The 26,946-nt window shown below is 45.5% G+C and carries 25 protein-coding genes; 15 read left to right on the top strand and 10 right to left on the bottom strand.

Annotated features, from left to right (window positions below):
* Nucleotides 1-81: 81 nt before the first annotated feature.
* Nucleotides 82-381: a DUF2607 family protein gene (locus VHA02S_RS25190; RefSeq protein WP_080640352.1), complete on the bottom strand. Its 300-nt coding sequence runs from the start codon at nt 379-381 to the stop codon at nt 82-84.
* A gap of 205 nt (nt 382-586) precedes the next feature.
* A complete protein-coding gene (locus VHA02S_RS03625; RefSeq protein WP_005450518.1) occupies nt 587-1,138 on the bottom strand; it encodes a YtfJ family protein in 552 nt (183 codons plus the stop codon).
* 215 nt (nt 1,139-1,353) lie between these two features.
* Between VHA02S_RS03625 and VHA02S_RS03620 the strand changes: the two genes are divergently transcribed.
* Complete coding sequence (locus tag VHA02S_RS03620) at nt 1,354-1,554, top strand: DUF1107 domain-containing protein (RefSeq protein ID WP_005450516.1); 201 nt, start codon at nt 1,354-1,356, stop codon at nt 1,552-1,554.
* Between the two features lie 48 nt (nt 1,555-1,602).
* Here the strand turns inward: VHA02S_RS03620 and msrA are convergent, their stop codons facing one another.
* Nucleotides 1,603-2,241, bottom strand: a complete 639-nt coding sequence (msrA, locus tag VHA02S_RS03615; RefSeq protein ID WP_038897756.1) for a peptide-methionine (S)-S-oxide reductase MsrA — start codon at nt 2,239-2,241, stop codon at nt 1,603-1,605.
* A gap of 166 nt (nt 2,242-2,407) precedes the next feature.
* Between msrA and tamA the strand changes: the two genes are divergently transcribed.
* The 4 genes from tamA to VHA02S_RS03595 all read left to right on the top strand — a co-directional run bounded on the left by tamA (nt 2,408) and on the right by VHA02S_RS03595 (nt 8,890).
* On the top strand, nt 2,408-4,120 hold the full coding sequence (tamA, locus tag VHA02S_RS03610; RefSeq protein ID WP_038897757.1) for an autotransporter assembly complex protein TamA: 1,713 nt from the start codon (nt 2,408-2,410) through the stop codon (nt 4,118-4,120).
* Nucleotides 4,117-8,031 carry an autotransporter assembly complex protein TamB gene (tamB, locus tag VHA02S_RS03605; RefSeq protein WP_038897758.1) on the top strand — a complete coding sequence of 1,305 codons (3,915 nt, stop codon included), beginning with the start codon at nt 4,117-4,119 and terminating at the stop codon, nt 8,029-8,031. Before tamA ends, tamB begins: the two co-directional genes overlap by 4 nt.
* A gap of 28 nt (nt 8,032-8,059) precedes the next feature.
* Nucleotides 8,060-8,407 carry a gamma-glutamylcyclotransferase family protein gene (locus VHA02S_RS03600; RefSeq protein ID WP_005450512.1) on the top strand — a complete coding sequence of 116 codons (348 nt, stop codon included), beginning with the start codon at nt 8,060-8,062 and terminating at the stop codon, nt 8,405-8,407.
* 123 nt (nt 8,408-8,530) lie between these two features.
* Nucleotides 8,531-8,890 carry a DUF2799 domain-containing protein gene (locus tag VHA02S_RS03595; protein WP_005450511.1) on the top strand — a complete coding sequence of 120 codons (360 nt, stop codon included), beginning with the start codon at nt 8,531-8,533 and terminating at the stop codon, nt 8,888-8,890.
* A gap of 63 nt (nt 8,891-8,953) precedes the next feature.
* On the opposite strand, the gene ppa is transcribed toward VHA02S_RS03595, so the two are convergent.
* The gene (ppa, locus tag VHA02S_RS03590) at nt 8,954-9,484 is read right to left on the bottom strand and encodes an inorganic diphosphatase (RefSeq protein WP_009698861.1); all 531 of its coding nucleotides are present in this window, start codon (nt 9,482-9,484) and stop codon (nt 8,954-8,956) included.
* Between the two features lie 125 nt (nt 9,485-9,609).
* Entirely contained in the window at nt 9,610-10,626 is a 1,017-nt protein-coding gene (gene fbp, locus VHA02S_RS03585) for a class 1 fructose-bisphosphatase (protein WP_005450509.1), read from the bottom strand.
* A gap of 314 nt (nt 10,627-10,940) precedes the next feature.
* On the opposite strand from fbp, the gene mpl reads away from it, so the two are divergent.
* The 5 genes from mpl to thiQ all read left to right on the top strand — a co-directional run bounded on the left by mpl (nt 10,941) and on the right by thiQ (nt 16,486).
* Nucleotides 10,941-12,299 (top strand): UDP-N-acetylmuramate:L-alanyl-gamma-D-glutamyl-meso-diaminopimelate ligase, encoded by a 1,359-nt coding sequence (gene mpl, locus VHA02S_RS03580; RefSeq protein WP_009698860.1) that lies wholly within the window; start codon nt 10,941-10,943, stop codon nt 12,297-12,299.
* A complete protein-coding gene (locus VHA02S_RS03575) occupies nt 12,299-12,937 on the top strand; it encodes a flavin prenyltransferase UbiX (protein WP_005450501.1) in 639 nt (212 codons plus the stop codon). Before mpl ends, VHA02S_RS03575 begins: the two co-directional genes overlap by 1 nt.
* Before the next feature lie 251 nt (nt 12,938-13,188).
* Nucleotides 13,189-14,181 (top strand): thiamine ABC transporter substrate binding subunit, encoded by a 993-nt coding sequence (thiB, locus tag VHA02S_RS03570; protein WP_005450500.1) that lies wholly within the window; start codon nt 13,189-13,191, stop codon nt 14,179-14,181.
* Nucleotides 14,182-14,195: 14 nt separating this feature from the next.
* Nucleotides 14,196-15,782: a thiamine/thiamine pyrophosphate ABC transporter permease ThiP gene (gene thiP / locus VHA02S_RS03565; RefSeq protein WP_080640353.1), complete on the top strand. Its 1,587-nt coding sequence runs from the start codon at nt 14,196-14,198 to the stop codon at nt 15,780-15,782.
* Nucleotides 15,782-16,486 (top strand): thiamine ABC transporter ATP-binding protein, encoded by a 705-nt coding sequence (gene thiQ / locus VHA02S_RS03560; protein WP_038897760.1) that lies wholly within the window; start codon nt 15,782-15,784, stop codon nt 16,484-16,486. The genes thiP and thiQ overlap by 1 nt, the downstream gene beginning before the upstream one ends.
* A 94-nt stretch (nt 16,487-16,580) precedes the next feature.
* Here thiQ and VHA02S_RS03555 read toward each other — a convergent pair whose 3' ends face one another.
* From VHA02S_RS03555 to argR, 4 genes are all read right to left on the bottom strand, one after another.
* Nucleotides 16,581-17,018 (bottom strand): universal stress protein, encoded by a 438-nt coding sequence (locus VHA02S_RS03555; protein ID WP_005450497.1) that lies wholly within the window; start codon nt 17,016-17,018, stop codon nt 16,581-16,583.
* Between the two features lie 44 nt (nt 17,019-17,062).
* Nucleotides 17,063-19,642, bottom strand: a complete 2,580-nt coding sequence (locus VHA02S_RS03550) for a TRAP transporter permease (RefSeq protein ID WP_038897761.1) — start codon at nt 19,640-19,642, stop codon at nt 17,063-17,065.
* Nucleotides 19,643-19,948: 306 nt separating this feature from the next.
* Nucleotides 19,949-20,917 carry a TAXI family TRAP transporter solute-binding subunit gene (locus VHA02S_RS03545; protein WP_009698854.1) on the bottom strand — a complete coding sequence of 323 codons (969 nt, stop codon included), beginning with the start codon at nt 20,915-20,917 and terminating at the stop codon, nt 19,949-19,951.
* Between the two features lie 384 nt (nt 20,918-21,301).
* Nucleotides 21,302-21,772 (bottom strand): transcriptional regulator ArgR, encoded by a 471-nt coding sequence (argR, locus tag VHA02S_RS03540; RefSeq protein WP_005430583.1) that lies wholly within the window; start codon nt 21,770-21,772, stop codon nt 21,302-21,304.
* Between the two features lie 358 nt (nt 21,773-22,130).
* Between argR and mdh the strand changes: the two genes are divergently transcribed.
* Entirely contained in the window at nt 22,131-23,066 is a 936-nt protein-coding gene (gene mdh / locus VHA02S_RS03535) for a malate dehydrogenase (protein ID WP_005450494.1), read from the top strand.
* Nucleotides 23,067-23,199: 133 nt separating this feature from the next.
* Nucleotides 23,200-23,391, top strand: coding sequence for a hypothetical protein (locus tag VHA02S_RS03530; RefSeq protein ID WP_005430528.1), 192 nt, complete (start codon nt 23,200-23,202; stop codon nt 23,389-23,391).
* A 74-nt stretch (nt 23,392-23,465) separates the two neighbouring features.
* Here the strand turns inward: VHA02S_RS03530 and ispB are convergent, their stop codons facing one another.
* Nucleotides 23,466-24,437 carry an octaprenyl diphosphate synthase gene (ispB, locus tag VHA02S_RS03525; protein ID WP_038897762.1) on the bottom strand — a complete coding sequence of 324 codons (972 nt, stop codon included), beginning with the start codon at nt 24,435-24,437 and terminating at the stop codon, nt 23,466-23,468.
* Between the two features lie 257 nt (nt 24,438-24,694).
* Between ispB and rplU the strand changes: the two genes are divergently transcribed.
* The 3 genes from rplU (at nt 24,695) to cgtA (ending at nt 26,668) form a co-directional block, all read left to right on the top strand.
* On the top strand, nt 24,695-25,006 hold the full coding sequence (gene rplU, locus VHA02S_RS03520; RefSeq protein WP_000271393.1) for a 50S ribosomal protein L21: 312 nt from the start codon (nt 24,695-24,697) through the stop codon (nt 25,004-25,006).
* 20 nt (nt 25,007-25,026) lie between these two features.
* Nucleotides 25,027-25,284: a 50S ribosomal protein L27 gene (gene rpmA, locus VHA02S_RS03515; protein WP_005383095.1), complete on the top strand. Its 258-nt coding sequence runs from the start codon at nt 25,027-25,029 to the stop codon at nt 25,282-25,284.
* Nucleotides 25,285-25,495: 211 nt separating this feature from the next.
* A complete protein-coding gene (gene cgtA, locus VHA02S_RS03510; protein WP_005450476.1) occupies nt 25,496-26,668 on the top strand; it encodes an Obg family GTPase CgtA in 1,173 nt (390 codons plus the stop codon).
* The last annotated feature ends 278 nt before the right edge of the window (nt 26,669-26,946 follow it).

Here is a 26,946-nt window from a genome sequence, read left to right as displayed (position 1 = left end):
TTTTGCTTAATTTTCTGATGTGGTTGCAGTTCAAATCGTGCGACTAGCAACCTTAATTTCTTATAAGGGGACTTCTTAAGTTTAAGCAAAAATAGGAGGTGCACGCGCAGTATAACGCACGTCGCTAAGGCTGAACTGCCGTTCTATGGCGTCAGAGTGTGCGGCGCGCTGGTAGGTTGGAGGGATTATCTCCGGTAACTGCTTGACCAAACCATGTTGTGCACCAGCAAACAGCTGGCAATGATGATGGCTATGATGTTCTGGGATGAGATCAAGTTGATGCGCGATGGTTGCAAAGTTCCAGGTAAGCAGCAGCGCAACACTGAGTAATATGACAGTGCGACGCCAATGATGTGTGGTGACTTGCCAACGAGAATGCATCTTAAAACCTGAAACGATACCTAGTGTTATAATATAACACCCATTTTCGTTAAAAGTTCACTCTTTTGTTCGTTTTGGGTAAATTATCTAGGTGAAATAAGAGCTTACGCTCAGGAAAATAGGGGGCTCTTTGCTTAAAGTGTGTAATGAGCGGAGAGCTGTATACCCAAGCATCTCGAGGTTACTTGGGTATATATCAACAGATCTAAATATTCTGTTTGATTAAGCCAAGCACTTGAGTGATTTCGTCAGGCGTTAATGCGCCCTCTTTTACAAACAAAATCTTACCTTGCTTATCTTGGACTACGATTGCAGAGCTTTCTTCTTGCAGTGCCCATGTGTTTGCCACAACACCGTTTTCATCCAGCACCATTGAAGACCAAGGGAATTCTTGTTTGCTGTCTTGCGCCGATGATTTTACAAATGAACCTGTTCCCCAAACAGCATCATCTTGGTTAATGATGGTAGTCGTTTGGTAAGCGTCTTCTGGGAATTTCGCTTCAGTTAGCGCTGTCATTAGTGGTGCGTTCATCGCTTTTGAGCTGCTGCGTCCTGCAATTGCATGAATGACACGAACTTTACCCAGCATGTTTTGAGTTGCCCAAGGCTGGTAAGCGACACCTTCGCCTTGCAGTACGATTTCACCATAAGCATCGACTTTTGCTGCGGGTACACTCTCACCAACAGATAGGTTATGAGCCAGAGCCAGACCCGGAGCAAGAGCGAGTAGAAGAGGGAGGAGAGTCTTAGTTTTCATGTTGTTATGTTCCATATAGGTTGTGAGACTCACCAAGTATATACGTACGGTGCATAAAAATGTAGAACCCGACATAACAATTATTTAACGTATGCCATCTAATAATGTTGCGTTCACGTTGGAATTTGATAGAATGAAGTTCGTCGCAAATTGCGCATAAAGGTTGCCAAGGAAAGAGCAATCGGTGTTTTCTCAAAAGGATGTTGAGGTTGGTTATGCTACGTGAGTTTGCTGTGTACCGTCCACGTCAGGTGGCGCGTTTCGTTAAGACTTTATTCAAAGGTCAATTCTCAATTGCAGGTATTGGTGAGTTCCGTTTTGACAACGGAAAAGTGCTATTACCTGATGTCAAAAATCCCAAGCAACTCTCTGTATTTAGAGAAGTAAACCAAGCGATTTTATCTCTTCCAGTTTGATGACAAGAATTGTAAAAGAGCGACTTTTGTCGCTCTTTTTCGTTGTGGTTAACTTTGTAGGTTTGGTGGGAAGCACACGCCCGTACCGCCTAAACCACAATAACCGTTAGGGTTCTTCGCTAGGTATTGCTGGTGGTAAGTTTCAGCAAAGTAATAAGGACCTGCTGCTTGGATCTCTGTAGTGATTGCTGAACGTTGATCTTCTTGCAGTGCTTGTTGATATTGAGCTTTTGATTTTTCAGCGGCATCTTGTTGTTCTTGAGAGTAGGTGTAGATCGCTGAGCGGTATTGAGTACCCAAATCGTTGCCTTGACGCATACCTTGAGTTGGGTCGTGTTTTTCCCAGAATGCCGCAAGTAACTGCTCTACAGAAATTACCGCTTCATCGAATACGACACGAACAACTTCTGTGTGTCCGGTTTTTCCAGAGCAGACTTCTTCGTAAGTTGGATTTGGAGTATAACCGCCAGCGTAACCGACCGATGTTGAGAGCACGCCATCGAGTTGCCAAAACAGGCGTTCAGCTCCCCAAAAGCATCCCATGCCAAACAAAATCTGTTGCTGGTTAGCTTGTGGCTGCGCCGTTAAACTCGATTGATTGACAAAATGAGTGTCGTCGATCTGCATTGATGCCTCTCTACCGGGCAGTGCATCTTCTATACTGATCATTGTCTGTTTGTTGAGCATGGTATTTGTCCTTTAATACGTGTCTTAATTTTGCGAAAAAATCTATTCAGTCTGAATATGATGTTGTGATGACATAGACCGCGTTAAACCTATTAATATTACAGACTTAGCCTTTATTTGGCGTTATTATTGTTTACGTTTATTTAACCTCGTCCAGCTAAAAAGCATGATAAGAAAAGCTACTCCGATCATTGTCAGCCTACTTGCCTTTTCTCATAGCGCTTATGCCGATGTTTCCTTAAAAATTAAAGGGATCGATGGTGCGCTAGAAGATAATGTGAACGCTTATTTGTCTTCCATTCCTGAAGACGATTATTCCACGTCCCTGCGTTTTCAGGCGCGATTGGAACAAAGTATCACTGAAGCGCTCAATGCGCTCGGCTATTATCATGCGAAAATTTCATACACTATTACGAAAGATAATGATGAATTGATCGTCAATGTCCAACCGGGTGAGCCTGTAAGGGTGAAACTGATGGATGTGGTGATTTCAGGTGAGGCAAACCAAGACGAAGCATTCGTTAAGCTTCTTGAAAAATCACCATTGAAGGTAGGACGCATCTTAAATCAAGGTGAATACGACAGCTTGAAATCAAGTATTCGTAACTTAGCGTTGCAACGTGGTTACTTTAATGGAGATTTCACTTTAAGCCGTCTTGAGGTGGTTCCCGAACTTAACGAAGCGAATGTGCGTCTTCATTATGACAGTGGTATTCGTTATCACTTTGGCTCGGTGGAGATTTTTGGAAGTCAGATTTGGGAAGACCGTGTTGAGTCTCTGCGTCCATTTAAAACTGGTGAACTTTATTTGGTTTCAGAAGTTGGGGAATACAACCAAAACCTGTCTAATACCGATTGGTTTTCGTCAGTATTTGTTGAGCCAGATTTAAGTAAGCTAGACGATGGTCGCGAGCTGCCAATCAAAGTCTCACTTGCCCCTGCAGCTAAAAACCAACTTGAGACTGGTATTGGTTACTCGACCGATACGGGTGTTCGCGGTACGCTGAAATGGAAAAAACCGTGGGTAAGCGCACGTGGTCATAGTTTTGATACTGCTCTTTCTCTTTCCAAGCCTGAACAAACTATCACAGCAGGCTACAAAATCCCTCTTGATGACGTTCTACACGAATACTACCAATTGCAGTTTGGTCTCAAGCATCTTGATAACCGAGATACCGAAAGTTTGGAATCGAATCTTGCGGTAGAACGCCACTGGATCACCGACGGTGGTTGGCATAAGACTTTGTATGTTCGCCACCTGTACGAAAACTTCTCGCAAGGTTTGCAAGAAGATGGTGTGCAATTTGTCTTGCCTGGTGCTTCTTTTTCTCGAACCCGGACCCGTGGTGGCAATATGCCAATGTGGGGGGATAAGCAGAGTGTGACCGTTGAATATGGCGATACTGCTTTGCTGTCAGAAACACGAGTACTGCGCTTGTTAGGACGCACATCTTGGATTCGCGGTATTGGCCAAAACCACCGTGGTTTGTTCCGTTTAGAGGGCGGTGCCAACATTACGGATGAATTTGAAAAACTATCGCCATCACTACGTTTCTTTGCTGGTGGTGATAACAACATTCGTGGTTATGGCTATGAGTCTATTTCACCAAAAGATGCCAGTGGTGCATTGACGGGTGCTAAGTATATGGTGACCAGCACCCTTGAATATCAATACCGTGTCTACGGCAACTGGTGGGGCGCTGCTTTCTACGATATTGGTGATGCATTTAATGAAACCCCAGAATGGAAGGCTGGTGCGGGTGTTGGTATCCGCTGGGCGTCACCGGTTGGTCCGGTGAGCTTTGACTTTGCTTGGGGGCTCGACTCCGAGCCTGATCCAGAATTCCGCATTCACTTCTCGTTGGGGCCTGAACTATGATCAAAACAACTCTGAAGTGGACGAAATGGCTCTCAATCGGTCTGCTGAGTCTATTATTGCTGCTGACGGTTTTTGTTGGCACATTGCTTTTCACCCATCCGGGTTTAAAACTTGCGCTGTGGGGGGCAGAGAAAGCCTTACCGCAACTCAAAGTGGAAGAAGTTCAAGGTTCGCTTTTTCCGCGTTTTGCTTTACGTAACGTCAGCTTTGTCGATGAATCCTTACATGTCGATGCTAAGGTTGAAAGCGTAACGCTTGCTATCAACTTCCGTTGCTTCTTCGATCCGAAAGTGTGTGTCGATGAGTTGGCACTGAAAGGGGTGAACTTTCAGATGCCAGAGCTCCCTCCGGCATCTGACGAGCCTGAAGAAGAAACGCCACCATTGCGCTCTATCAGTACGCCAGTGCCTATTTTTGTCAATAAAGTCAGCTTTAATGATATCAATCTGAATATCTTGGGGAATAAGATTGATTGGCAAGATTTTTCAACCGCATTATCAATGCAAGGTGATCGTTTGGTGATTGCCCCTACGGCATTGAAAACCATTAATGTGGCACTTGCACCAAGTGAAGAGGGTGTGGAACAGCCGCCAGTTCAAGACACTAAAACGAACCATCAAGCTCAAGTTGAGCAAGACGCGGAAGTCCAGTCGTCAACATCGCTCAATTCAGACGCGTCTAAAAAGCCATCGCAGCAAGGTGCAGAAAATGTTGCTGCTAACAAAGGTTCAAAGCCTGATGAACAGAAGTTAGATGTTAAGCCTGAATCAAATGGTATCGCTCTACCTGAAGTCTGGATTCCGCTCACTATTGAAGCACAGCGCCTCGATATTCATGACTTTAAGTTGGCTGGCGACACACCGGTTATCGTTCATCATTTAGGGTTAGAAGCCAAAGCGGGTGGTGACCAAGTTGATGTCAAAACCCTTGAGCTTGACATGCCAGAAGTGAAAGGGCAGTTAAGCACTCAAGTGACATTATCAGGTGACTACCCAATTCAAGCCCAAATTGACGCATTGGTTAAACAAGCGGATGTAAAAGGTCAGAAATTGTCACTGACGGCATCTGGCTCGGTTGGTGATTTATCACTGGATGCCACGTTATCTGATTTGGTGAAAGCCAAGATTCAGGGGCAAATTCAACCTCTTAAGTCTGAGTTGCCGTTTGATATCAAATTGAAAGATGTTGAGGCGCAATGGCCATTGAGTGGTAAGAGTGATTACCAAGTATCGGTCCCGAGTCTTGCAGCGAAAGGCTCTTTACAAGGTTACACGGTTGCCTTGGAAACTAAGGCGTCTGGTAAAGATATTCCAGCAGTTGATGTGGTGTTAAACGGAAAAGGTACTTTAGAACAGATTGACTTAGGCAGCTTAGTTGTCAAAACGCTGGGTGGTGAGCTTGCAGGTAAAGTCATGGCGAATTGGGCTGCACCTATCAACTGGCAAGCCGATCTGAACTTAAAAAATATTCAACCGGGCTTACAGTGGGAAGAAGCGGAAGGCGATATCAGTGGCAGCTTGTCGACGTCGGGGTCATTAACCGCACAAGGTGGCTGGCAAGTGAGTCTACCTAAATTGGATATTGACGGTATTTTACGTGGCTACCCTTTGCATATCGAAGGTCAATTAGAAGCCTCAGATAAGAACGGTAAAGGTGAAGATATTCAATTGAACACGCAAGGTTTAGCTTTGTCACATGGTCCCAACTCTTTGCGAGCAAAGGGTAAAATCGACAAACAAATCTTGATGGATGTTGATGTTAATTTCCCTGATTTTGCGAAAAGCGTACCGGATCTTGCTGGTAAGATGAATGGTACGGTTGCTCTTCGCGGCAGTTTGAAACAGCCGGACATTAATTTAGATCTCGCGCTGAACCAGCTGAATTGGCAGCAGCAAGCCAAGGTGGAAACCATCACTCTAAAAGGGGATGTTACACCACTGCCTGCGCCAAAAGCCGATGTTAGCCTAATTGCGAAGAACATCACCTACGACGACATTAAAATTGACAGTGCAGATTTGGAAGTGAGTGGCGATGAAAAGCTACACCAACTGACACTCGACGTGGTTTCAGACATTGTTTCGAGCAGTTTAGAGATCGAAGGCACCTTTAAGCAAAAGCCAGAAATGATTTGGGATGGTGCACTACGCCGCTTAACGCTGAGCACGCCTCAAGGTCCATGGGCATTGCAAAAGTCGACGGCAGTCAAAGTGAACATCGACAAGCAGATTGCTGATGTGCAAGCACACTGTTGGTTACAGTCGAAATCAAGCGTGTGTTTAAGTGAAGACATCAGCGTTGGTAAAAGCGGTGAAGCGAAGTTAGCCATTACTAACTTTGACTTCGACCAAATCAAACAATTCTTACCGCCAGAAACCAAACTGCAAGGTTCTGTGAACGCGAATGCTTTCGCGAAATGGGCGCCAGACATGAAACCGGAAGTCACGGTGAATGTCGATATGCCAAAAGGTCAGGTAGAACAAACGCTAGAACAACCAGTGAAAGTCGGTTGGGAAAGTGTGAGTTTTAAAGCCAAGTTGGCACAAGATAAGCTAGATGCTGAGTGGTTGCTTGATGTAACGGATAACGGTGATTTGTCTGGTAAAGTCGCCCTGAATGATGTGTCGTCCGAGAAGCCGACGATTGACGGTAAGGTGTCGCTATCGACATTCCACTTGGACTTCTTAGCGCCCTTGATTGGCGAATACAGCCTGTTTAAAGCCAACATGAACACTGACCTTGCTCTATCTGGTGATGTAATGCATCCAAAGGTGAATGGTCAGTTCTTGATTGATCAAATGAAACTGCAAGGTGAAGTCACGCCAATTGATATCAATTCAGGACAAGTGGCGATTAACTTTAAAGGTCATCAAGCTGATTTAGATGCTGGGATCATTACGCCAGATGGCAAGCTAGAGATTAAAGGCGATGCTGATTGGCGTGACCTAGAAAATTGGCACACTAAGGCTCGTGTGTTCGCTGAAGAGCTTAAAGTGGATATGCCACCGATGGTGAGAATCAAAGTCAAACCGGATATGACTATTGATGTGACGCCTCAACTTGCCAAGGTCGAAGGCAGTATTAATCTACCTTGGGGACGTATCTTAATTGATGAACTGCCACCAAGTGCGGTTGGTGTTTCAAGCGACACAGTTATTTTGAACAAAGACATGCAGCCTGTTGATGGTGAGCAAGCGTTGCCGTTTAACGTTGAAACCAACATTAACATCAAAATCGGCGATGATTTCCAGTTGTCTGCGTTTGGTCTAAAAGGTGACTTGCAAGGTAACCTCAACGTGACGCAAAAAGACAAAGGTCCGTTTATTGTCGGTGAGGTGAACATCATTGACGGTTCTTATCGCTCATTTGGGCAAGACTTGGTCATCCAAGAAGGTAAGATCATGATGAATGGACCAGCGGATCAGCCTTATGTCTCGATCAAAGCGATTCGTAATCCGGACAACACGCAAGATGATGTGACAGCGGGTGTACGTGTGACTGGTCCTGCAAGTGATCCTACGGTGGAAATCTTCTCTGATCCGGCAATGCCGCAAGCGAATGCACTTTCTTACCTGTTGCGAGGTCAAGATATCGATGCAGAATCGGGCGGTAATGCGATGACAACGACCCTTATTGGCTTGAGTTTAGCGAAGAGCGGTAAAGTCGTAGGCGAAATCGGTGAAGCCTTTGGCGTACAAGATCTGCAACTGGATACAGCAGGCTCAGGTGACGATTCTCAAGTAACGGTGAGCGGCTATATTCTTCCTGGTTTACAGGTGAAATATGGTGTGGGTATCTTTACCTCATTAGGTGAGTTCACAGTGCGTTATCGTTTGATGAAAGACTTGTACCTAGAGGCAGTTTCAGGTGTTGATAGTGCTGTTGACCTGCTCTATCAATTCGAATTCAACTAAACTTAGCTTGTAAGCAGAAGGAGCGGCTATGCAACATTTAGTGTTTGTGTATGGAACTTTGCGCAAAGGAGAGTGCAATCATCACTTTTTAAGCACTGCTGAGTTTCTTGGTCATCATGAAACAGATGCCCAATTCGCTCTGTATGATTTAGGTCCTTACCCGGCTTTGTCGGTCGGACAAAATGCGATACAGGGCGAAGTTTATTTGATTGATAATGACACGCTGCAGGAACTTGATAAGTTAGAAGACGTACCGGTTGAGTATCGTCGAGAAAGCATTACTACACCTTTTGGCCAAGCTTGGATCTACTTGTATCAAGACACTGAGCAGTTGAGTGAAGAGATTGCATCTGGTGATTGGTGTCAGAGAGTGTGAACCATACTCCGCGAGTACGCGTAAGCATTTGTAGTGAAAGTGTATGACTGTCGAATGAGTACTCGATAAAGGGGTATGAAAGTGAGTTTCCGACGGTCTTTTGTATAAGCCCAAGGAGAACTTATGAGATCCATCATCATCGGCGCCATGCTGCTTTTTCTCACCGCTTGTGCGCAAACAAGGTTACCAGATTCAGTGAACGTAACAGATTGGCAGGACTTCGGTAAGCAATCTGCTCTCGATGGTCTGATTGAATTATCGGAAGACCGTATCGTCAAGCTTGATGATACAAATCGTGCTACACCGGAACTGATCATGGCTTATCAATCTGGTTACCAAGAAGGTAAAAAAGAGTACTGTGAGCAAAGTGCTTATATGCTTGGCGTACGAGATATGCCTTACTTTGGCATTTGTGATGATATTGACCCGTTTTTCAAACAAAATTATGAATCGGGTCGAACTTCTACCGCTGGCGAGTATTAGTCAAAACGATATAACAGAAAAGAGCTGCTAATTTGCAGCTCTTTTGCTTTCTGGCGTTCGCAATTACTTGTTTTGCGCACGCTCGTAAGATTCTAGGATTTCTGCTTTTGCGGCAGCCACATCTGCCCAACCATCCACTTTCACCCACTTACCTGCTTCAAGCTCTTTGTAACGTTCAAAAAACTGTGTGATTTGGGCTTTGAGTAGCTCTGGAATATCGTCAACATCTTGAATGCCTTCGTACTCTTTTGAGATTTTAGAGTGCGGTACAGCGAAGACTTTCGCATCTTCACCGGATTCATCCGTCATCTTCAATACACCGACTGGACGGCAGCGAATCACAGAACCTGGCATTAATGGGTAAGGGGTCGGAACCAGTACGTCCACTGGGTCGCCATCTAGAGAAAGGGTGTTGTTCACATAGCCGTAGTTACATGGGTAGAACATTGGCGCAGACATGAAACGGTCGACAAATACAGCACCAGTGTCTTTATCTACTTCGTATTTGATTGGATCCGCATTAGCTGGGATTTCAATAACGACATAGATATCTTCAGGCAAAGATTTACCTGCTGGTACGTTGTTTAAGCTCATTTGAATATTCCTTTTCATTGAGGATTAAGCGTTGAGAGGCTTAATCTGGCTAACATTTACGCAGTTCACTTTAACGACAAAAACGCGGCAGGTAAACACCTGCCGCGTTGGACAAAGGTCTGAAATTAGTCTTCTTCGCGATTCAGCTCAAGAAACTCTTCGACTTTGTTGACCATGTTCTTTGAACCCACAAAGAAAGGCACACGCTGGTGCAGTTCGGTAGGTTTCAAATCCATAATGCGGTTTACACCGTCAGATGCCAGACCGCCAGCTTGCTCAATCAAGAATGCCATTGGGTTGCACTCGTACAACAGACGCAGTTTGCCTTGAGGGTGGCTTTGCGTGCTTGGGTACAAGTAAATGCCGCCTTTAAGCAGGTTACGATGGAAGTCCGCAACCAGTGAGCCGATGTAGCGAGAAGTGTATGGGCGACCATCTTCAGGCACATTCTCCTGACAGTACTTGATGTACTTCTTCACGCCCTGCGGGAAGCGGATGTAGTTACCTTCGTTGATCGAGTAGATGTTGCCGTCTTCTGGGATCATCATGTTTTCATGAGATAGACAGAAGCTGCCAATCGATGGGTCGTAAGTGAAGCCGTTTACGCCATTACCTGTGGTGTAAACCAACATAGTAGATGAGCCGTAAATCACGTAGCCCGCTGCCACTTGTTTGTGACCAGGCTGTAGGAAGTCTTCTTCTGTTGGTGGGGTACCAATAGGAGAAACTCGACGGTAAATAGAGAAAATCGTACCGACTGATACGTTCACATCGATGTTTGATGAGCCATCGAGTGGGTCCATTAGTACAACGTATTTTGCGTTTTGGTTGAGTTCTTTGTTGAACGCAACCGCTTCATCTTCTTCTTCACTTGCAACGCCACACACTTGGTCACGTGCTTCGAGTGCTGCTTTGAACTTGTCGTTCGCGTATACATCAAGCTTTTGCTGATCTTCGCCTTGTACGTTTTCCGTACCTACAGCGCCGGTGATATCACCAAGACCTGCCGCGTTAATTTCACGGTTAACAATTTTTGCAGCTAAACGAATGGAAGCTAAGAGAGATGAAAGATCACCGCTAGCGTGGGGGAAATCCGCTTGTTTCTCAACAATGAATTCGCCTAGGGTGCGCAGTCCTGACATGGTTTATCCTTACATTTTTCATTTCGTTGGGGGTGTCGCGCAATGGGGTCATCTCTTTATGGATGTTAAACGATTGCGCTAGATGTAAGTTTATGACGTGGATCTTATTAATGGTAATGAAGTAACCGACTGAGATCTCAATTTATTTGTCTTATTGCATAAGAAGTCTGTCACTTGGTTAATGCTTGGTCAGTCAGTGCTAAGCCCTGTCAGATTTGTGAAAGAGACTGCAAGAACACAGCGAAAGGCTCTCGCTTTTCTGGTGGTTATCACGATAATGAAAGGATTAAAGAACGCATTACAAGGTTAAGTTTATGCACATTCATATCTTGGGTATCTGCGGCACGTTTATGGGCGGTGCGGCAATTTTAGCGCGTCAGCTAGGTCATAAAGTGACGGGTTCGGATGCCAATGTTTATCCACCAATGAGTACCCTGTTGGAGTCTCAAGGTATTGAAATTATTGAAGGCTTTGACCCTTCTCAACTTGACCCTCAACCAGATCTTGTGGTGATTGGTAACGCGATGAGCCGTGGTAACCCATGTGTTGAGCATGTGCTGAATACCAATATGCGTTACACCTCTGGCCCACAATGGTTACAAGAGTTCTTATTGCACGATCGCTGGGTTCTAGCGGTATCGGGTACCCATGGTAAAACCACCACTTCAAGTATGTTGGCGTGGATCTTAGAAGATTGCGGTTACCAACCCGGTTTTCTTGTTGGTGGTGTGTTAGGTAACTTCGGTGTGTCAGCTCGCTTGGGTGAAAGTATGTTCTTCGTCGTCGAAGCTGACGAATATGACAGTGCTTTTTTCGACAAACGATCTAAGTTTGTTCATTATCACCCACGCACACTGATCATGAATAATCTTGAGTTCGATCATGCAGACATCTTTGACGATCTAGAGGCGATAAAGCGTCAATTCCATCATTTGGTGCGTACTGTTCCGGGGAACGGTTTGATCTTGGCACCGAAGCAAGATCAGTCGTTGCAAGATGTGATCGAGCGCGGTTGTTGGACTGAAAAGCAGTTCTCAGGTGTCGATGGTGATTGGCAAGCACACAAACTGGTTGTTGATGGCTCGAAATTTGAAGTGTCGCTGCAAGGCGAGAAAGTAGGCGTCGTAGATTGGGAGCTTGTTGGTGACCACAACGTGGATAACGCTTTGATGGCCATCGCAGCTGCACGTCATGTTGGTGTTGCACCAGAACTGGCTTGTCAGGCTCTCGGTCGCTTTATTAACACCAAACGTCGCTTGGAGCTCAAAGGAGAAGAGCAAGGCGTGACGGTTTATGATGATTTTGCTCATCATCCAACGGCGATTGAACTGACATTGGGTGGTTTACGTAACAAGGTTGGCGAAAAACGTATCCTTGCCGTTTTAGAGCCTCGCTCTGCGACGATGAAGCGCGGCGTTCACAAAAATACTTTGGCGGCTTCATTGCACAATGCTGATGAGGTGTTCCTCTTCCAACCAGACAACATTGATTGGTCGGTACAAGAGATTGCAGACCAGTGTAAACAACCTGCTTTTGTGGATGCAGAGATGGACAGCTTTGTCGCAAAAATCGTAGAGCAAGCGCAGCCGGGTGACCAAATCCTCGTGATGAGTAACGGTGGCTTTGGTGGTATCCACGGCAAGCTTCTGCAACAACTTAAACAAAAAGCTTAATGACATCTATGCAGCAAAAAGTAACCCCTAAAAAAGCCATCACATTAGCACTAACGGGCGCCTCTGGTGCCCCGTATGGGCTTCGTCTTCTTGAATGCTTGGTTGCCGCGGATTATCACGTGTATGTGCTGATCTCTTCGGCTGCACGTGTAGTAATGGCAACCGAGCATGATCTGAAATTACCAAGCGGCCCTGAAGCGGCACAAAAGGCGTTAGTTGAGCATCTCAACTGCAATCCAGATAACATCACCGTTTGTGGCAAAGACGATTGGTTCTCTCCGGTAGCATCGGGCTCTGCTGCACCAAAGCAAATGGTAGTGTGCCCATGTTCTGCGGGGAGTGTTGCGGCCATTGCACATGGCATGTCGGATAACTTGATTGAACGCGCTGCGGATGTGGTAATGAAAGAGCGCGGACAGTTATTACTTGTGGTGCGTGAAACGCCTTTCTCTACGCTGCATCTTGAAAACATGCACAAGCTCTCTCAGATGGGCGTCACCATTATGCCTGCGGCTCCTGGTTTTTATCATCAACCAAAGAGTATTGAAGACTTAGTGGATTTTATGGTGGCAAGAATTCTTGATCACTTGGGCATTGAGCAAGGCTTGGTGCCACGTTGGGGTTATGACCAACGTTGATTGTGTAATCAATAAAAGACCTTTACAATCCATCCAACTCATCGGGGAGCAAACCCATTTGGCATTGACCTTATCAATACCATTGGGTGCTGAGACCTAATCGCTTAACGTTGTTGAGCAAACAGGGACCCGTATTACCTGAACCAGATAATGCTGGCGTAGGAATTGAGTCTGGATATTGGAAGTCCTAGATACCGCCTCAACCCTGTGCCGCTCAACTCATGTTTACTAATGCAAATGGAGAGCGAGCAGTGAAAACCACTCTTAGTCTGATTGCCCTTGCAGCCATCACTTCTACTTCAGCGTTTGCCGCTGAAAACACCCTAACTGTCTACACTTACGACTCTTTCGCTGCCGATTGGGGACCTGGTCCTAAAGTTGAAAAAGCGTTCGAAGCCAAATGCGGTTGCGACGTTAATTTCGTTGCTCTGGATGACGGTGTTTCAATCCTTAACCGCCTTCGCTTGGAAGGAAACAATAGCAAAGCGGATATCGTGTTAGGTTTGGATAACAACCTGATGGCGGAAGCGAAAAAGACTGGGCTTCTGGCTGAGCACAATGTTGATACATCGAAGACGACTTTGCCTAATGGTTGGGATGATAAGACCTTCGTACCGTACGATTACGGCTACTTTGCGTTTGTGTACAACAAGGAGAAGTTGGCGAATCCTCCAAAAAGCATGAAAGAGCTAGTGGAAGAGCGTGATGATCTGAAAGTGATTTACCAAGACCCTCGTACTTCGACGCCGGGTCAAGGTTTGATGCTGTGGATGAAGTCCATCTACGGCGATGATGCGACTCAAGCGTGGAAGCAACTGGCAACGAAAACAGTTACGGTTACGAAAGGCTGGTCAGAAGCTTACTCGATGTTTTTGAACGGTGAGTCCGATCTCGTGCTGTCTTACACGACTTCTCCCGCGTACCATTTGATTGCAGAAGATGATGCGAAATATGCGAGCGCAGATTTTTCTGAAGGTCACTACATGCAAGTAGAAGTAGCGGCTAAGGTTAAAGGCTCAAAGAATGCGGAACTTGCTGATGAGTTTATGAATTTCATCTTGAGTGATGAGTTCCAATCGGCAATGCCAACAGGCAACTGGATGTACCCAGTGACTGACGTTGAATTACCAAAAGGCTTTGAAACCTTAAGCGTACCAAGTAAACCATTGAGCTTTAGTGCAGACGAAGTAGCAAAAATGCGCAAGACTTGGATTCGTGAATGGCAAAGCGCATTGACGTTCTAAGATAGGTTCTACTTTTGAATTCTGTTCCGAAAATAGGGTTAGGGGTCGCGATGATTATCGCGACCTTTGTTATTTCTGCCCTAGGTGCTTTGATTGTCCAAGCGCCTTCTCTTGATGTGTCTATAGTGTGGGGAGATCCATACTATCAGCACGTCACCAAGTTCAGCTTCTACCAAGCTTTCCTCTCTACGATTTTGAGTGTCGGTTTGGCGATCCCTGTGGCGCACGCGCTTTCTCGACGTAAGTTCTATGGTAAGTCTCTACTATTAAAGTTGTTTGCGTCTACCTTAGTTCTGCCTGTGTTGGTTGGTGTATTTGGCTTATTGGCGATTTACGGTAATAGCGGCTTATTGGCTCAATGGCTAAAAAGTATCGACGCTGAGCTGCCGTTTTCCATCTATGGTCTGAACGGAATTTTACTTGCGCATGTGTTCTTCAATATGCCCTATGCGGCGCGCCTACTTTTGCAAGCATTAGAGTCGATCCCCGCAGAGCAACATAAACTGTGCGCGCACCTTGGAATGAGCCATTGGGAAAAATTCCGCTGGGTGGAATGGCCACGTCTAAGGCAGCAATTACCACACGTAAGCGGCTTAGTGTTCATGCTTTGCTTTACCAGCTTTGCCACCGTGATGGCGCTGGGTGGAGGACCGAAATCGACCACTATTGAGCTTGCCATTTATCAGGCAATTAAGTTCGATTTTGATCTGCAGGCAGGGGCACTTTTGGCACTATGGCAAATGCTGTTATGTGGCTTGTTAGCAATTGGCGTACAGAAGTTGACGAAGCCAGTATCAGTAAGCGCTGGCAGTACATCAGTACAGCAATATTTAACGAAGGATCATGGGTGGTCAAAAGCTTGGGATAGCTTTTGGATCATAGGTGCCTTTTTACTAGTAATACCGCCACTTTTGATGGTGGTGTTCAGTGGGATCAACCAACAAGTTGGGACGGTATTGACCGATGAGCGTTTTTGGTCCGCGTTGCTTAATTCAATCAAAGTCGCTGTTCTCGCTAGCTCTCTTGCTGTTGCTGCTGGCGTGTCGATTTTACTGACCAGCCGACGTTGGCGATTGCAGTGCAAAAACACTCGCGCCGACCAAATCGAGCTTATCGGAACCATTATCTTAGTAACGCCGGGATTGGTGATCAGTACGGGATTGTTCCTGTTACTACGATCGTTTACCGATGTATTCAGCTTAGCGTTTTTTGTCGTTATTTTGGTTAACGGCTTGATGGCATTGCCTTATGTCATTAAAACTTTATCTCAACCCATGTTGCACATTGAGCAGCAATATCAGTACGTGTGTGCCAGCTTAGGTATGCGTGGTTGGCAACGATTTAAAGTCGTGGAGTGGCAAGCACTGCGTAAGCCGTTTGCACATGCTTTTGCTATCAGCTTTATGTTTGCGATTGGTGACTTAAGTGCGATCGCCTTGTTTGGCGGGCAAGAATTTAGAACCTTACCGCTGTATTTATTCCAACTACTGGGCAGTTATCAAATGGATGCAGCAGCGGTTGTGTCGGTTACCTTGCTATTACTCAGCGTAGGCTGCTTTGCTGTGATTGAAAAAGTATTAAAAACAAAGGGGAAAGCATAATGTTAGTGTTGGATGATGTTCAGTACACCTATCAACGTGAGCTATTTCGCTTTGATTTAGAGATTAAACGCGGACAAATCGTGTCGCTGATGGGACCGAGCGGTGCAGGTAAATCAACGTTGCTCGCTTTGGTTGCTGGATTCATTAATCCTGACCTAGGCGATATCTTGGTTGATGGCACATCTATCGTGAGTAAAGAGCCGTATCAGCGCCCGTTTTCAATGCTGTTCCAAGAACACAATCTGTTTGCCCACCTGTCAGTAAGGGACAACATTGGTTTAGGGCTGCATCCGGGGTTAAAGCTTACGGCAGACCAAAAGCTTCTTGTCGAGCAAGCAGCCAAGCAAGTCGGCGTTGCTGAGTATTTAGATCGCTTACCGGAACACCTTTCTGGTGGTCAGCGCCAGCGTGTGGCACTCGCACGTTGCTTTGTTCAGCCGCATCCGATGTGGCTACTCGATGAGCCTTTTTCTGCACTTGACCCCGTGCTGCGTGAAGAGATGCTGACACTGGTGAAACAGCTTGCGACTGATCGTGGTATTACCGTGTTAATGGTGACGCACCATTTGAGTGATGCGAGAGCGATTGCGAGTCATTTTGCTTTTGTCGCCGGTGGTCAGGTCGAAGCGTCAGGTCACATTGATGAATTAGCGGTATCGCACTCTAGCGATGTTTTAACAGCGTTTGTGCGAGCGGCAGGGTAGAGCGCCGTTTATCTTTGGTGAACTGGGCGTTAGAAAAACAAAAGGTTGATGCGAGCATCAACCTTTTCTTTCATTTTGAGTTTGAATGAGCGCGTTAGCCTTGAGGCTTCACCACCATAACGTTGATTGGTGAGTTCTCTACTACTTTACTCGCTACAGAGCCCAGCATCACTTTGTTGATCTTCGAACGTTTGTGGCTTGGCATAATAATAAGGTCTGCACCTAAACGTTCTGCGTAATCTAAGATGGTTGCGTAAGCTTTACCTTCCGCAACATGCACCTTGTAAATCACTTCGTCGTCCATATGCTGATCAGCAAACGCTTTTAGCTGCTGCTTTACGTCTTGCTTCATTTTTGCAGCGGCATCTTTCGGAAAGTAACTCGCGACCATTGACATATGGATGCCTGGCAATACTGTCAGCAGGTGCACTTCAGCATTGGCTTGCTTCGCCTGCCATACCGCCAATTCAACGGCGCGGTCAGAAAAGCCTTGGTCATTTAGATCAACCGGAACAAGAATTTGTTTGTACATTCAATGTCTCTCATTAAGGCCCCGTATCCTCGAGGCCAAATCGGTTATGCGCTCAACTGTTCCTTACGAGCACGACGTTTTTGGTTCAGGGCAAGTACCAGCAAAATCATCAAACAAGGGATAAATACCCACTCTTTCATCGGTCGATCGGCGTCTTGAACTACCCATTTGATCTCCCAATCGAAGTCGATACCAGAAGATTCTGCCGGGCTGCCAAATTCAACCATGTCTACGATCATTTTGCCGTCGTTCTCGGTCAGCATTAGACCCATTGAAGAAATACGCTCTTCAGCGGTTGCCGCTTTATCTTCGAACGGAAGACGTACCGTTTTCTCTATGTAATCGCCTTCTAAGTTTTCACCAGCGACACGTAACTCTAGGGATTCTCCTACATTTAGCCCTTCTGTGATTTGAGCTATCTCAACACCAGGGGAAAGAACTTTCGCTGGGTAGAGCATGTCCCACCAGAAACCAGGGCGGAAGAAAGAGAACGTTAATACTAATAGTAGGACCGTTTCCCACCATTTGTTACGTGTGAACCACCAACCTTGCGTCGCCGCAGAGAAAATCAACATGGCAATGATTGAAGAGATTACGGTCAGCGCTAAGTGCCACCAAGTGTCGATCCCCATCAATAGAAGTTGAGTGTTGAAGACGAACATAAATGGCAGGATCGCAGTCCGAATATCGTAGGTAAAGCCTTGAATACCAGTACGAATCGGATCTGACTTGGCAATTGCAGCAGCTGCAAATGCAGCCAAACCTACTGGAGGGGTATCGTCAGCCAATATACCGAAGTAGAACACGAATAAGTGCACCGCAATCAGTGGGATGATCAAGCCATGAGCTGCCCCCAGAGTTACGATAACCGGTGCCATTAGTGTTGATACAACGATGTAGTTTGCAGTTGTTGGCAGACCCATACCCAGAATCAAACTGATAACCGCAGTAAACAGCAGCATGAGTATGACACTACCACCAGAGATGAACTCGACGAAGTCTGTCATCACCAAGCCAATACCAGTAAGGGTGACCACACCAACTACAGTGCCTGCCGCTGCTGTTGCGACACCGATACCGATCATGTTACGTGCGCCTGACACCAAGCTCTCTGCGAGGTCAACAAAGCCGTCTTTAGTTTGTTCAACCAAGTCACCTTGTTTTGACAGTAATGCGATCAATGGACGTTGCGTCAGCAAGATAAAGATCATGAATACCGTTGCCCAGAATGCCGATAGACCCGGAGAAAAGCGTTCAACGGTCAAACACCAAACCAGTACGACGATAGGCAATAGGAAATGTAAGCCAGATTTAATTGTTGGACCTGGATCTGGGACCTCAGTGAGTTCCGCATCAATTTCGATTGCACCATCTTTGGCGTGGTTGGCTGAAATCTTCACCAGACCGACGTAAACAATTAATAACGCGATGGTTACGATGGTTGTAGCAGCATCGCCAAATACGTCTTTAGTCCAACCCACACCGTAGTAAACCAAGGCACTGATAACGCACAAACCGAGAATAGTGCCAGTAAATGACAATAGGCTTTGTAGCATTGTTGGGTTGTGGCGACGAGGAAGCCCTGTCATGCCAGCTTTACATGCTTCTAGGTGAACAATGTAAATCAAGGCGATGTAAGAAATCAGTGCTGGAAGTAGAGCAGCTTTGATGACTTCAACGTAAGAGATACCGACGTACTCTACCATCAAGAATGCCGCTGCACCCATGATAGGTGGTGTGAGCTGACCGTTAGTAGAGGCTGCAACTTCAACAGCACCCGCTTTTGTTCCAGGGAAGCCAACTCGCTTCATCAATGGAATCGTAAACGTACCTGTCGTTACTACGTTAGCGATGGATGAACCTGAAACTAGACCGGATAGACCTGATGCAACCACTGCGGCTTTCGCTGGACCACCTTTCATGTGACCAAGCAGTGAGAAAGCAACTTTGATGAAGTAAGCACCAGCACCTGCGCGCTCTAGCATGGCACCAAACAGTACGAACAAGAATACGAAAGACGTTGATACGCCAAGCGCTACGCCGAATACACCCTCTGTTGTTAACCACAGATGCGACATCGCTTTGTTTAAGCTTGCGCCTTTATGAGCAATAACATCTGGCATGTATGGACCAGCGAAGGTGTAAGTCAGGAATACGGCTGCAACGACCATCAAAGGGGGACCAAGTGCACGACGTGTTGCTTCAAGCAACAATGCCATACCAGTGACTGATACCACGATATCGACAGTGGTTGGTGCGCCTGAACGGCCGGCAAGCTCAGTGTAGAAAATATAAATGTAAGCTGCCGCAAAACTGCCCGCTAGTGCCAATATCCAGTCAATCAAAGGGATATGATCACGCGGAGAGTTTTTCATTGCTGGATAAGCAGTGAAAGCGAGAAAAGTAGCAAAAGTTAAATGAATTGCTCGCGCTTCAGTGTCATTGAGTACGCCAAAATTAAAAATAAATGGTAGCGGAGAGGCATACCATAATTGAAATAGCGACCAGCACAGTGGTACGAACCATAGGATTCGACCTTGCAAGCCCATTGGGCTACGCGCACCTGTGTCTGCCTGAGCCACCATCTCTTGCACATCTTGTGACGGAGTGTTGTTCGTCGCCATGTACTTTTTCCTTATTATTGATGGTCCTGTCTGTTTTGTGTTTCGAGAACCTCGCTTCGCTATAACAGTGTAGTGAATAGAGCGAAGTTTGCTTTCGATTGAACCGCGATAACCCTTAAACTCATTGAACGATGAGAGTGGTAAAGGTGCGTTTTCTTTTTCTTAGGTATGAGCGCGACTTCCGAAAGAAATCGGCAGATTGCATAAAGCAAATTGAACAAAGTATGCTGATGGGGCTGTCCCGCCAGCATACTCAATCAGGCAGAAAGCGATCCGTTTCTGCCTGAGCTTGAAGTCAGTAGTTGCTTACTTAAGCAGACCTACTTCTTTGTAGTATTTCACTGCACCTGGGTGAAGAGGGATAGAAAGACCAGCTTTCACCATGTCTTCTTTCTTCAGGTTTGCAAATGCAGGATGTAGACGTTTGAATGTGTCGAAGTTTTCAAACACCGCTTTTGCCACGTTGTAAGCGACATCATCAGAAACGTCTGATGTTGTTACCATTGTTGCCGCAACACCAAAGCTGTTTACGTCTTTGTCTGTACCACGGTACATACCAGCAGGTACTGTGCTAAACGCGTAGTAAGGGTTTTCAGCAACGATCTTGTCGATCTCTGGGCCTGTCGCAGGGATCAGTTTCGCGTCACAAGAGGTTGTTGCTTCTTTGATTGAACCATTCGGGTGACCAACCATGTAGATGAACGCGTCGATCTTGTTGTCACATAGAGCTTGTGAACGCTCTGAGCCTTTAAGCTCTGATGCTAGCTTGAAGCTGTCGTTAGTCCAGCCCATTGCATCCATCACTACACCCATTGTTGCGCGGTCGCCAGAACCTGGGTTACCGATGTTTACACGTTTACCTTTCAGGTCTTTAACGTTTTCGATACCAGAATCTGCACGTGCAATGATGTTAAAAGGTTCTGTGTGAAGAGAGAACATTGCGCGTAGTTTTTTGTACGGACCTTGTTCAGCAAACTTGCTCGTACCGTTGTAGCCGTGGTACTGCCAATCCGATTGCACGATACCAAAGTCTAGCTCGCCAGCACGGATTGTGTTGACGTTGTAAATTGAGCCGCCAGTCGATTCTACTGAACAACGAATGTTGTGATCTTTACGACCTTTGTTTACCAATTTACAAATAGCACCACCAGTAGGGTAGTAAACACCTGTAACAGAGCCAGTACCGATAGTAATAAACTCTTGAGCGTTAACTGCGCCTGCGCCCATAACTGCTGCAGCGATAGCGCCTACTTTAAGAAGTTTGTTAAATGCCATGAATTTCCCTTCCTTATATTCATTATTAACCCGGAAATAACCATAAATTACTTCAGGAGTTTCCTATTTGGAAACGGCATCTTTTCCAATCCAATCGTTTGAAAAAGCGAGCGAATCATAACAAAAAATTGGCAGAAAATTATCCGATTGTTAAAAGTTATAGCGAATAAGTCTAAATGTTGCGACTGAGAGTGGAGATAAATTTGTAAGTTAATTCTTTCTAGAACAAATACTTATGATGAGTTTGAGAAGAGGTGTTAAAAAAACCAATAGCGTGATGTTGATCACAAAATTGCTGGGTGAAAAATAAGCTGTAAAATCAAAAAATTTACATTTTTAATGGGCTACAAAATTCAATTAATTTCATAGCCCACAAACAGTTACTTAGCCTGTGTATTCGAAAAGTTCACACACAGATTTGAACAGTTGTTCTGTAGATACTGGCATTGTTGGGGTAATGAAGATAGTGTCATCGCCCGCAACGACACCAAGAATACCCTCAGATTTGCCAAGAGAGTCAAGCAAGCGAGCGATCAGTTGAGCAGCACCTGGACCTGTATGAATGACAACCAAAGCGGCGTTATGATCAATATCTAATACCAACTCGCGTAGAGAGCTGCTCACTGTTGGTACACCTAGCTCAGCAGGCAGACAGTAAACCATCTCCATTTTTGCGTTGCGTGTACGGACAGCACCAAACTTGGTTAGCATGCGAGAGACTTTAGATTGGTTGATGCTTTCAAAACCTTGTTGTTTTAGTGCATCAACGATTTCGCCCTGTGAGCCAAAACTCTCTTCTTTTAATAAGGCTTTAAAAGCGCGAACTAAGTTATCTTGTTTTTCTGAATTGCGCATAGTCGTTATGATTCTCTTATCAAGGGTCAGCAATTTTGCATATTCTCGCATAGATATTCATGCAGTGCCAAAAAGTCACGACATTATGTTAATTCCATCACTGTAAACCCTAAACAGGATAGAATTCTTTAAGTATGAAATCGTTGACCTATTTATTGTGTTGAATTTCTTGTCATTTCAACAGAATAAAAGAATAATCAGACCTTTGTTTGTAGCACGGTAACAGTGAGTTGCGCGAGGTCGCAAAGCTGGCGTTAATTGATTGTAATCAAGTTGTGATTCCGATAGCTTTATTTCAGCTGGTTACAAAATACCCTACGAATACGTTTATAAGAGAAATACTCTCAAGGAGAACTACATGAAAGTAGCCGTTATTGGTGCCGCTGGCGGCATCGGTCAAGCACTGGCCCTTCTACTTAAGAACCGTCTTCCTGCAGGTTCTGATTTAGCCCTATACGATATTGCTCCAGTAACTCCTGGTGTGGCTGCTGATCTTAGCCATATCCCAACTCCAGTTTCTATCAAAGGTTACGCTGGTGAAGATCCAACGCCTGCACTTGAAGGTGCGGACGTGGTGCTAATCTCAGCTGGTGTGGCTCGTAAGCCTGGCATGGATCGCGCGGATCTGTTTAACGTAAATGCTGGCATCGTTAAATCGCTAGCAGAGAAGATTGCCGTTGTATGTCCAACAGCATGTGTAGGTATCATCACTAACCCAGTGAACACAACGGTGCCAATTGCTGCTGAAGTGTTGAAAAAAGCAGGCGTTTACGACAAGCGCAAGCTGTTTGGTGTAACGACGCTAGATGTTATCCGTTCAGAAACATTCGTTGCTGAGCTAAAAGACAAAGATCCAGGTGATATCCGCGTGCCTGTTATCGGTGGTCACTCTGGCGTAACGATTCTTCCTCTACTTTCTCAAGTTGAAGGTGTTGAGTTCACGGCTGAAGAAGTAGAAGCTCTGACGAAGCGTATCCAAAACGCAGGTACAGAAGTTGTAGAAGCAAAAGCGGGTGGCGGTAGTGCAACTCTGTCTATGGGTCAGGCGGCATGTCGCTTTGGTCTAGCGCTAGTTCGTGCTCTTCAAGGTGAAGAAGGCGTGATCGAGTGTGCATATGTTGAAGGCGATAGCGAGCATGCTCCTTACTTCGCGCAACCTGTGAAGCTAGGTAAAGATGGCGTAGAAGAAGTTCTAAGCTACGGCGCATTAAGCGACTACGAGAAGTCGGCACTTGATGGCATGCTAGAAACGCTAAATGGTGATATCAACATTGGTGTTGAATTCGCAAAATAAGCGTCTCTACATACAAAGCATGTAAACAAGACAAATAGCAAAGAAAGCCGATCTTAGGATCGGCTTTTTTGATCCTTTCTTTTGGCTTGCCGTATCAGAGTCAGAACCAAACAACTTTGTGAAGGAGAAGATGATGGAAGCGAGTCGAATCCGTAAAGGTATGGTTGTAGAGTGTCAGCAAGGTGTTGGAACCATCTTGGTCGTTGATCAAGAAGCTGAAACCGTTCTATTGGCGAAGCAGGGGTCAGAAGAGCAGCTTGCGGTAAGCTTTGATGAAATAGAAGACAACCCACAGTTGCATGGTAACTGCGATCAATATTACTAGGGTCTGTTGCCAGTAAAAGATAACAAAAAGGAAGAGCAGGCTCTTCCTTTTTACTTTTGGGTCTTTCTTTTTTGTTAGCTAGTGCGCTTCACAGACATATGAGCGAGTGTAATTAGTGCTTGCTTATAGTCGGATTCAGGCAGCACCGCCAACTCAGCAATGGCTTTATCGGCTTCTTCTAACGCTTTTTGTGTTGTGTACTCAAGAGAACCAGCTTGCTGCATAACCGTTAAGATATCTTCTAGTCGATCCATACCGTTAGCTTTCTCGATAGCTTCACGAATCATCGCTGCGTTATCTGGCGTGGTATTGCGCATCGCATGCAATAGAGGAGGCGTTGGTTTGCCTTCAGCCAAATCGTCACCAACATTCTTACCCATATCCTCACCGTCTGACGTATAGTCCATCACGTCATCGATCAGTTGGAATGCGGTGCCAAGGTATTTGCCGTAGTTTTGCAATGCCACTTCTACTTCTTCTGGTGCGTCATTTAAGATGGCACCAATCTGTGTTGCTGATTCAAACAGACGCGCAGTTTTTGAGTAGATGACCTGCATATAGCTTTCTTCAGTCGTGTCAGGATCATTACAGTTCATTAACTGCTGAACCTCACCTTCTGCGATCACATTAACTGCATCACTCATCAGTTTAAGGATCTTCATTGATCCTAGCTCAGTCATCATTTGAAATGAGCGAGTATAAATAAAGTCCCCAACTAACACGCTCGCGGCATTACCAAACGCAGCATTCGCTGTCGCTTTACCACGGCGCATGTCAGATTCATCAACTACATCATCGTGCAACAGAGTCGCAGTATGGATGAACTCGATAAACGCCGCAGCCATGGTATGACCGTTACCTTGGTAACCAAGAGCACGAGCTGACAATATCGCCAGAAGTGGTCTCAGGCGTTTGCCTCCACCACTCACGATATAGAAACCGAGTTGGTTGATTAAAGAGACATCAGAATTTAGTTGGGCTTGAATTGTTTCATTCACTTTTGCCATGTCATCGGCAGTAAGCGCTTGGATAGTTTTAAAATCCATCGTATATCCGGCTGAAGTTAGACCCTGCAAGGCTTATTCGATTTATATAATTGTCGAATAATACACTAAAAAACGTTGATTAATACATTACTAAAGGGCATGATTGCCGCACTTTTCTTTGGCGATTAGCTTTTCGCCAATTTTTTCAAAATATGGCTTGTCATAGGGGCATCTCTTCTGTAGAATCTGCGCCCTATTGATGATTAGTTTAGCGCACACCCTCATGAAAAGGCTGTGCGGAAAAAGCGGAGTAAAATATGTACGCTGTTTTCCAATCTGGTGGTAAACAACACCGTGTAAGCGAAGGTCAAACTCTTCGTTTAGAGAAATTAGACGTTGAAACTGGTGCAACTGTAGAATTTGATAAAGTTCTTCTTGTTGCTAACGGCGAAGACATCAAAGTTGGTGCTCCTCTTGTAGAGGGCGGCAAAGTTGTTGCTGAAGTTGTACAACACGGTCGTGGCGATAAAGTTAAAATCGTTAAGTTCCGTCGTCGTAAGCACTCTCGTAAGCAACAGGGTCACCGTCAGTGGTTCACTGAAGTGAAGATCACTGGTATCAACGCTTAATCTATTAGGAGAGTTTAACAATGGCACACAAAAAAGCTGGTGGTTCTACTCGTAACGGCCGCGATTCAGAAAGCAAACGTCTAGGTGTTAAGCGTTTCGGTGGTGAATCTGTTCTTGCAGGTAACATTATCGTTCGTCAACGTGGTACTAAGTTCCACGCTGGTAACAACGTAGGTATCGGTAAAGACCACACTCTATTCGCTCTTACTGAAGGTAAGGTGAAGTTCGAGGTTAAAGGTCCTAAGAACCGTAAGTTTGTAAGCATCGAAGCTGAGTAATTTTACCTTTTTGGTTAATTACTAAAGCTTTATAGCTGAATTCAAAAGCCCTGCCGATTCGGCGGGGTTTTTTATTTGTAGCAGTCGGCATATTCAAGTTTCTCGTTTTAGCCCATCACGGTTGGAATCTGGGAGCTTAGATCTGTCATCTGCTAAAATTGTTTGATGGCAAATCAGATTTAATCCACGCACGAAGTAGTCGGAGTAAAAGATGAAGTTCGTAGATGAAGCGGTAGTAAAAGTTCAGGCTGGTGACGGCGGTAGCGGCGTTGTAAGTTTCTGGCGTGAAAAATTCATCACTAAAGGTGGCCCTGATGGTGGCGACGGTGGTGATGGTGGTGATGTATACATCCAAGCCGATGAAAACCTAAATACCCTGATCGATTACCGTTTCCAACGCTTTTACGAAGCAGAACGCGGTGAAAACGGTCGCGGTGGTAACTGTACTGGTAAACGTGGTAAAGACATCACACTTCGCGTGCCAGTAGGTACTCGCGCAGTTGATATCCACACTAACGAAATCGTTGCCGAAGTAGCAGAACACGGTAAGAAAGTGATGGTCGCTAAAGGCGGCTGGCACGGTCTTGGTAACACGCGTTTCAAATCTTCAGTAAACCGCGCACCTCGTCAGAGAACGCTGGGTACTAAAGGTGAAATCCGTGAGATCCGTTTAGAACTATTGCTATTGGCTGATGTTGGTATGCTTGGTCTGCCTAATGCAGGTAAATCAACCTTTATCCGCGCAGTATCAGCAGCAAAACCAAAAGTAGCTGATTACCCATTTACTACGTTAATCCCAAGCTTGGGTGTAGTGAGTGTCGTACCTGAGAAAAGCTTTGTTGTTGCAGACATTCCAGGTCTAATTGAAGGCGCAGCTGACGGTGCTGGTCTAGGTATTCGCTTCCTTAAGCACCTAGAACGTTGTCGTGTGTTGCTGCACATGATCGATATCATGCCAATCGATCAGTCAGATCCAATCCAAAATGCCCTAACTATCATTGATGAGTTAGAGCAGTACAGTGAAAAACTAGCAGGCAAACCTCGTTGGTTAGTTTTCAACAAAACGGATCTGATGCCTGAAGAAGAAGCGAATGAAAAGATCCAAGAGATCTTGGATGCGCTAGGTTGGGAAGACGAGTACTTTAAGATCTCGGCGATCAACCGTAACGGCACAAAAGAGCTTTGCTACAAGTTAGCTGACTTTATGGAAAACCTACCTCGCGAAGAGGAAGAAGTTGCTGAAGAAGATAAAGTTAACTTCATGTGGGATGACTACCATAAAGACGCGATCGCTGGTAAAGACGTTGTTACTGAAGACGACGACGATTGGGATGACTGGGACGATGAAGAAGACGACGGTCACGTTGTTTACGTCCGCGACTAATCGCTAGCTAATTCACTAAGCCGCAATGTGTATTGCGGCTTTTTTTGTATCTAAATCATGTTTAGTAGATGTGATTTACGGCACAATAATAAATTATACCCAAGTGACTTCAAGGCGAAGGAGTCAGAGCGAGTCGATGACACGCTTACAAAGGGCGAGTTGTCTTGGCTTGTGCACTTTGTTGTCGATTTTTAATTTAGGTTCACTAAATCCTTAAATCGCTGCGCGTCTACAACCCAAGACATTCTTGCTGAACCAAAGGTCTTGAGGTTACTTGG

The sequence above is a fragment of the Vibrio harveyi NBRC 15634 = ATCC 14126 = KCTC 12724 genome, assembly GCF_001591145.1.
Classification (GTDB): Bacteria; Pseudomonadota; Gammaproteobacteria; order Enterobacterales; family Vibrionaceae; genus Vibrio; species Vibrio harveyi.
The sequence above is the reverse complement of the archived record's forward strand: the minus strand, read 5'-3'. Positions and strand labels throughout refer to the sequence as shown.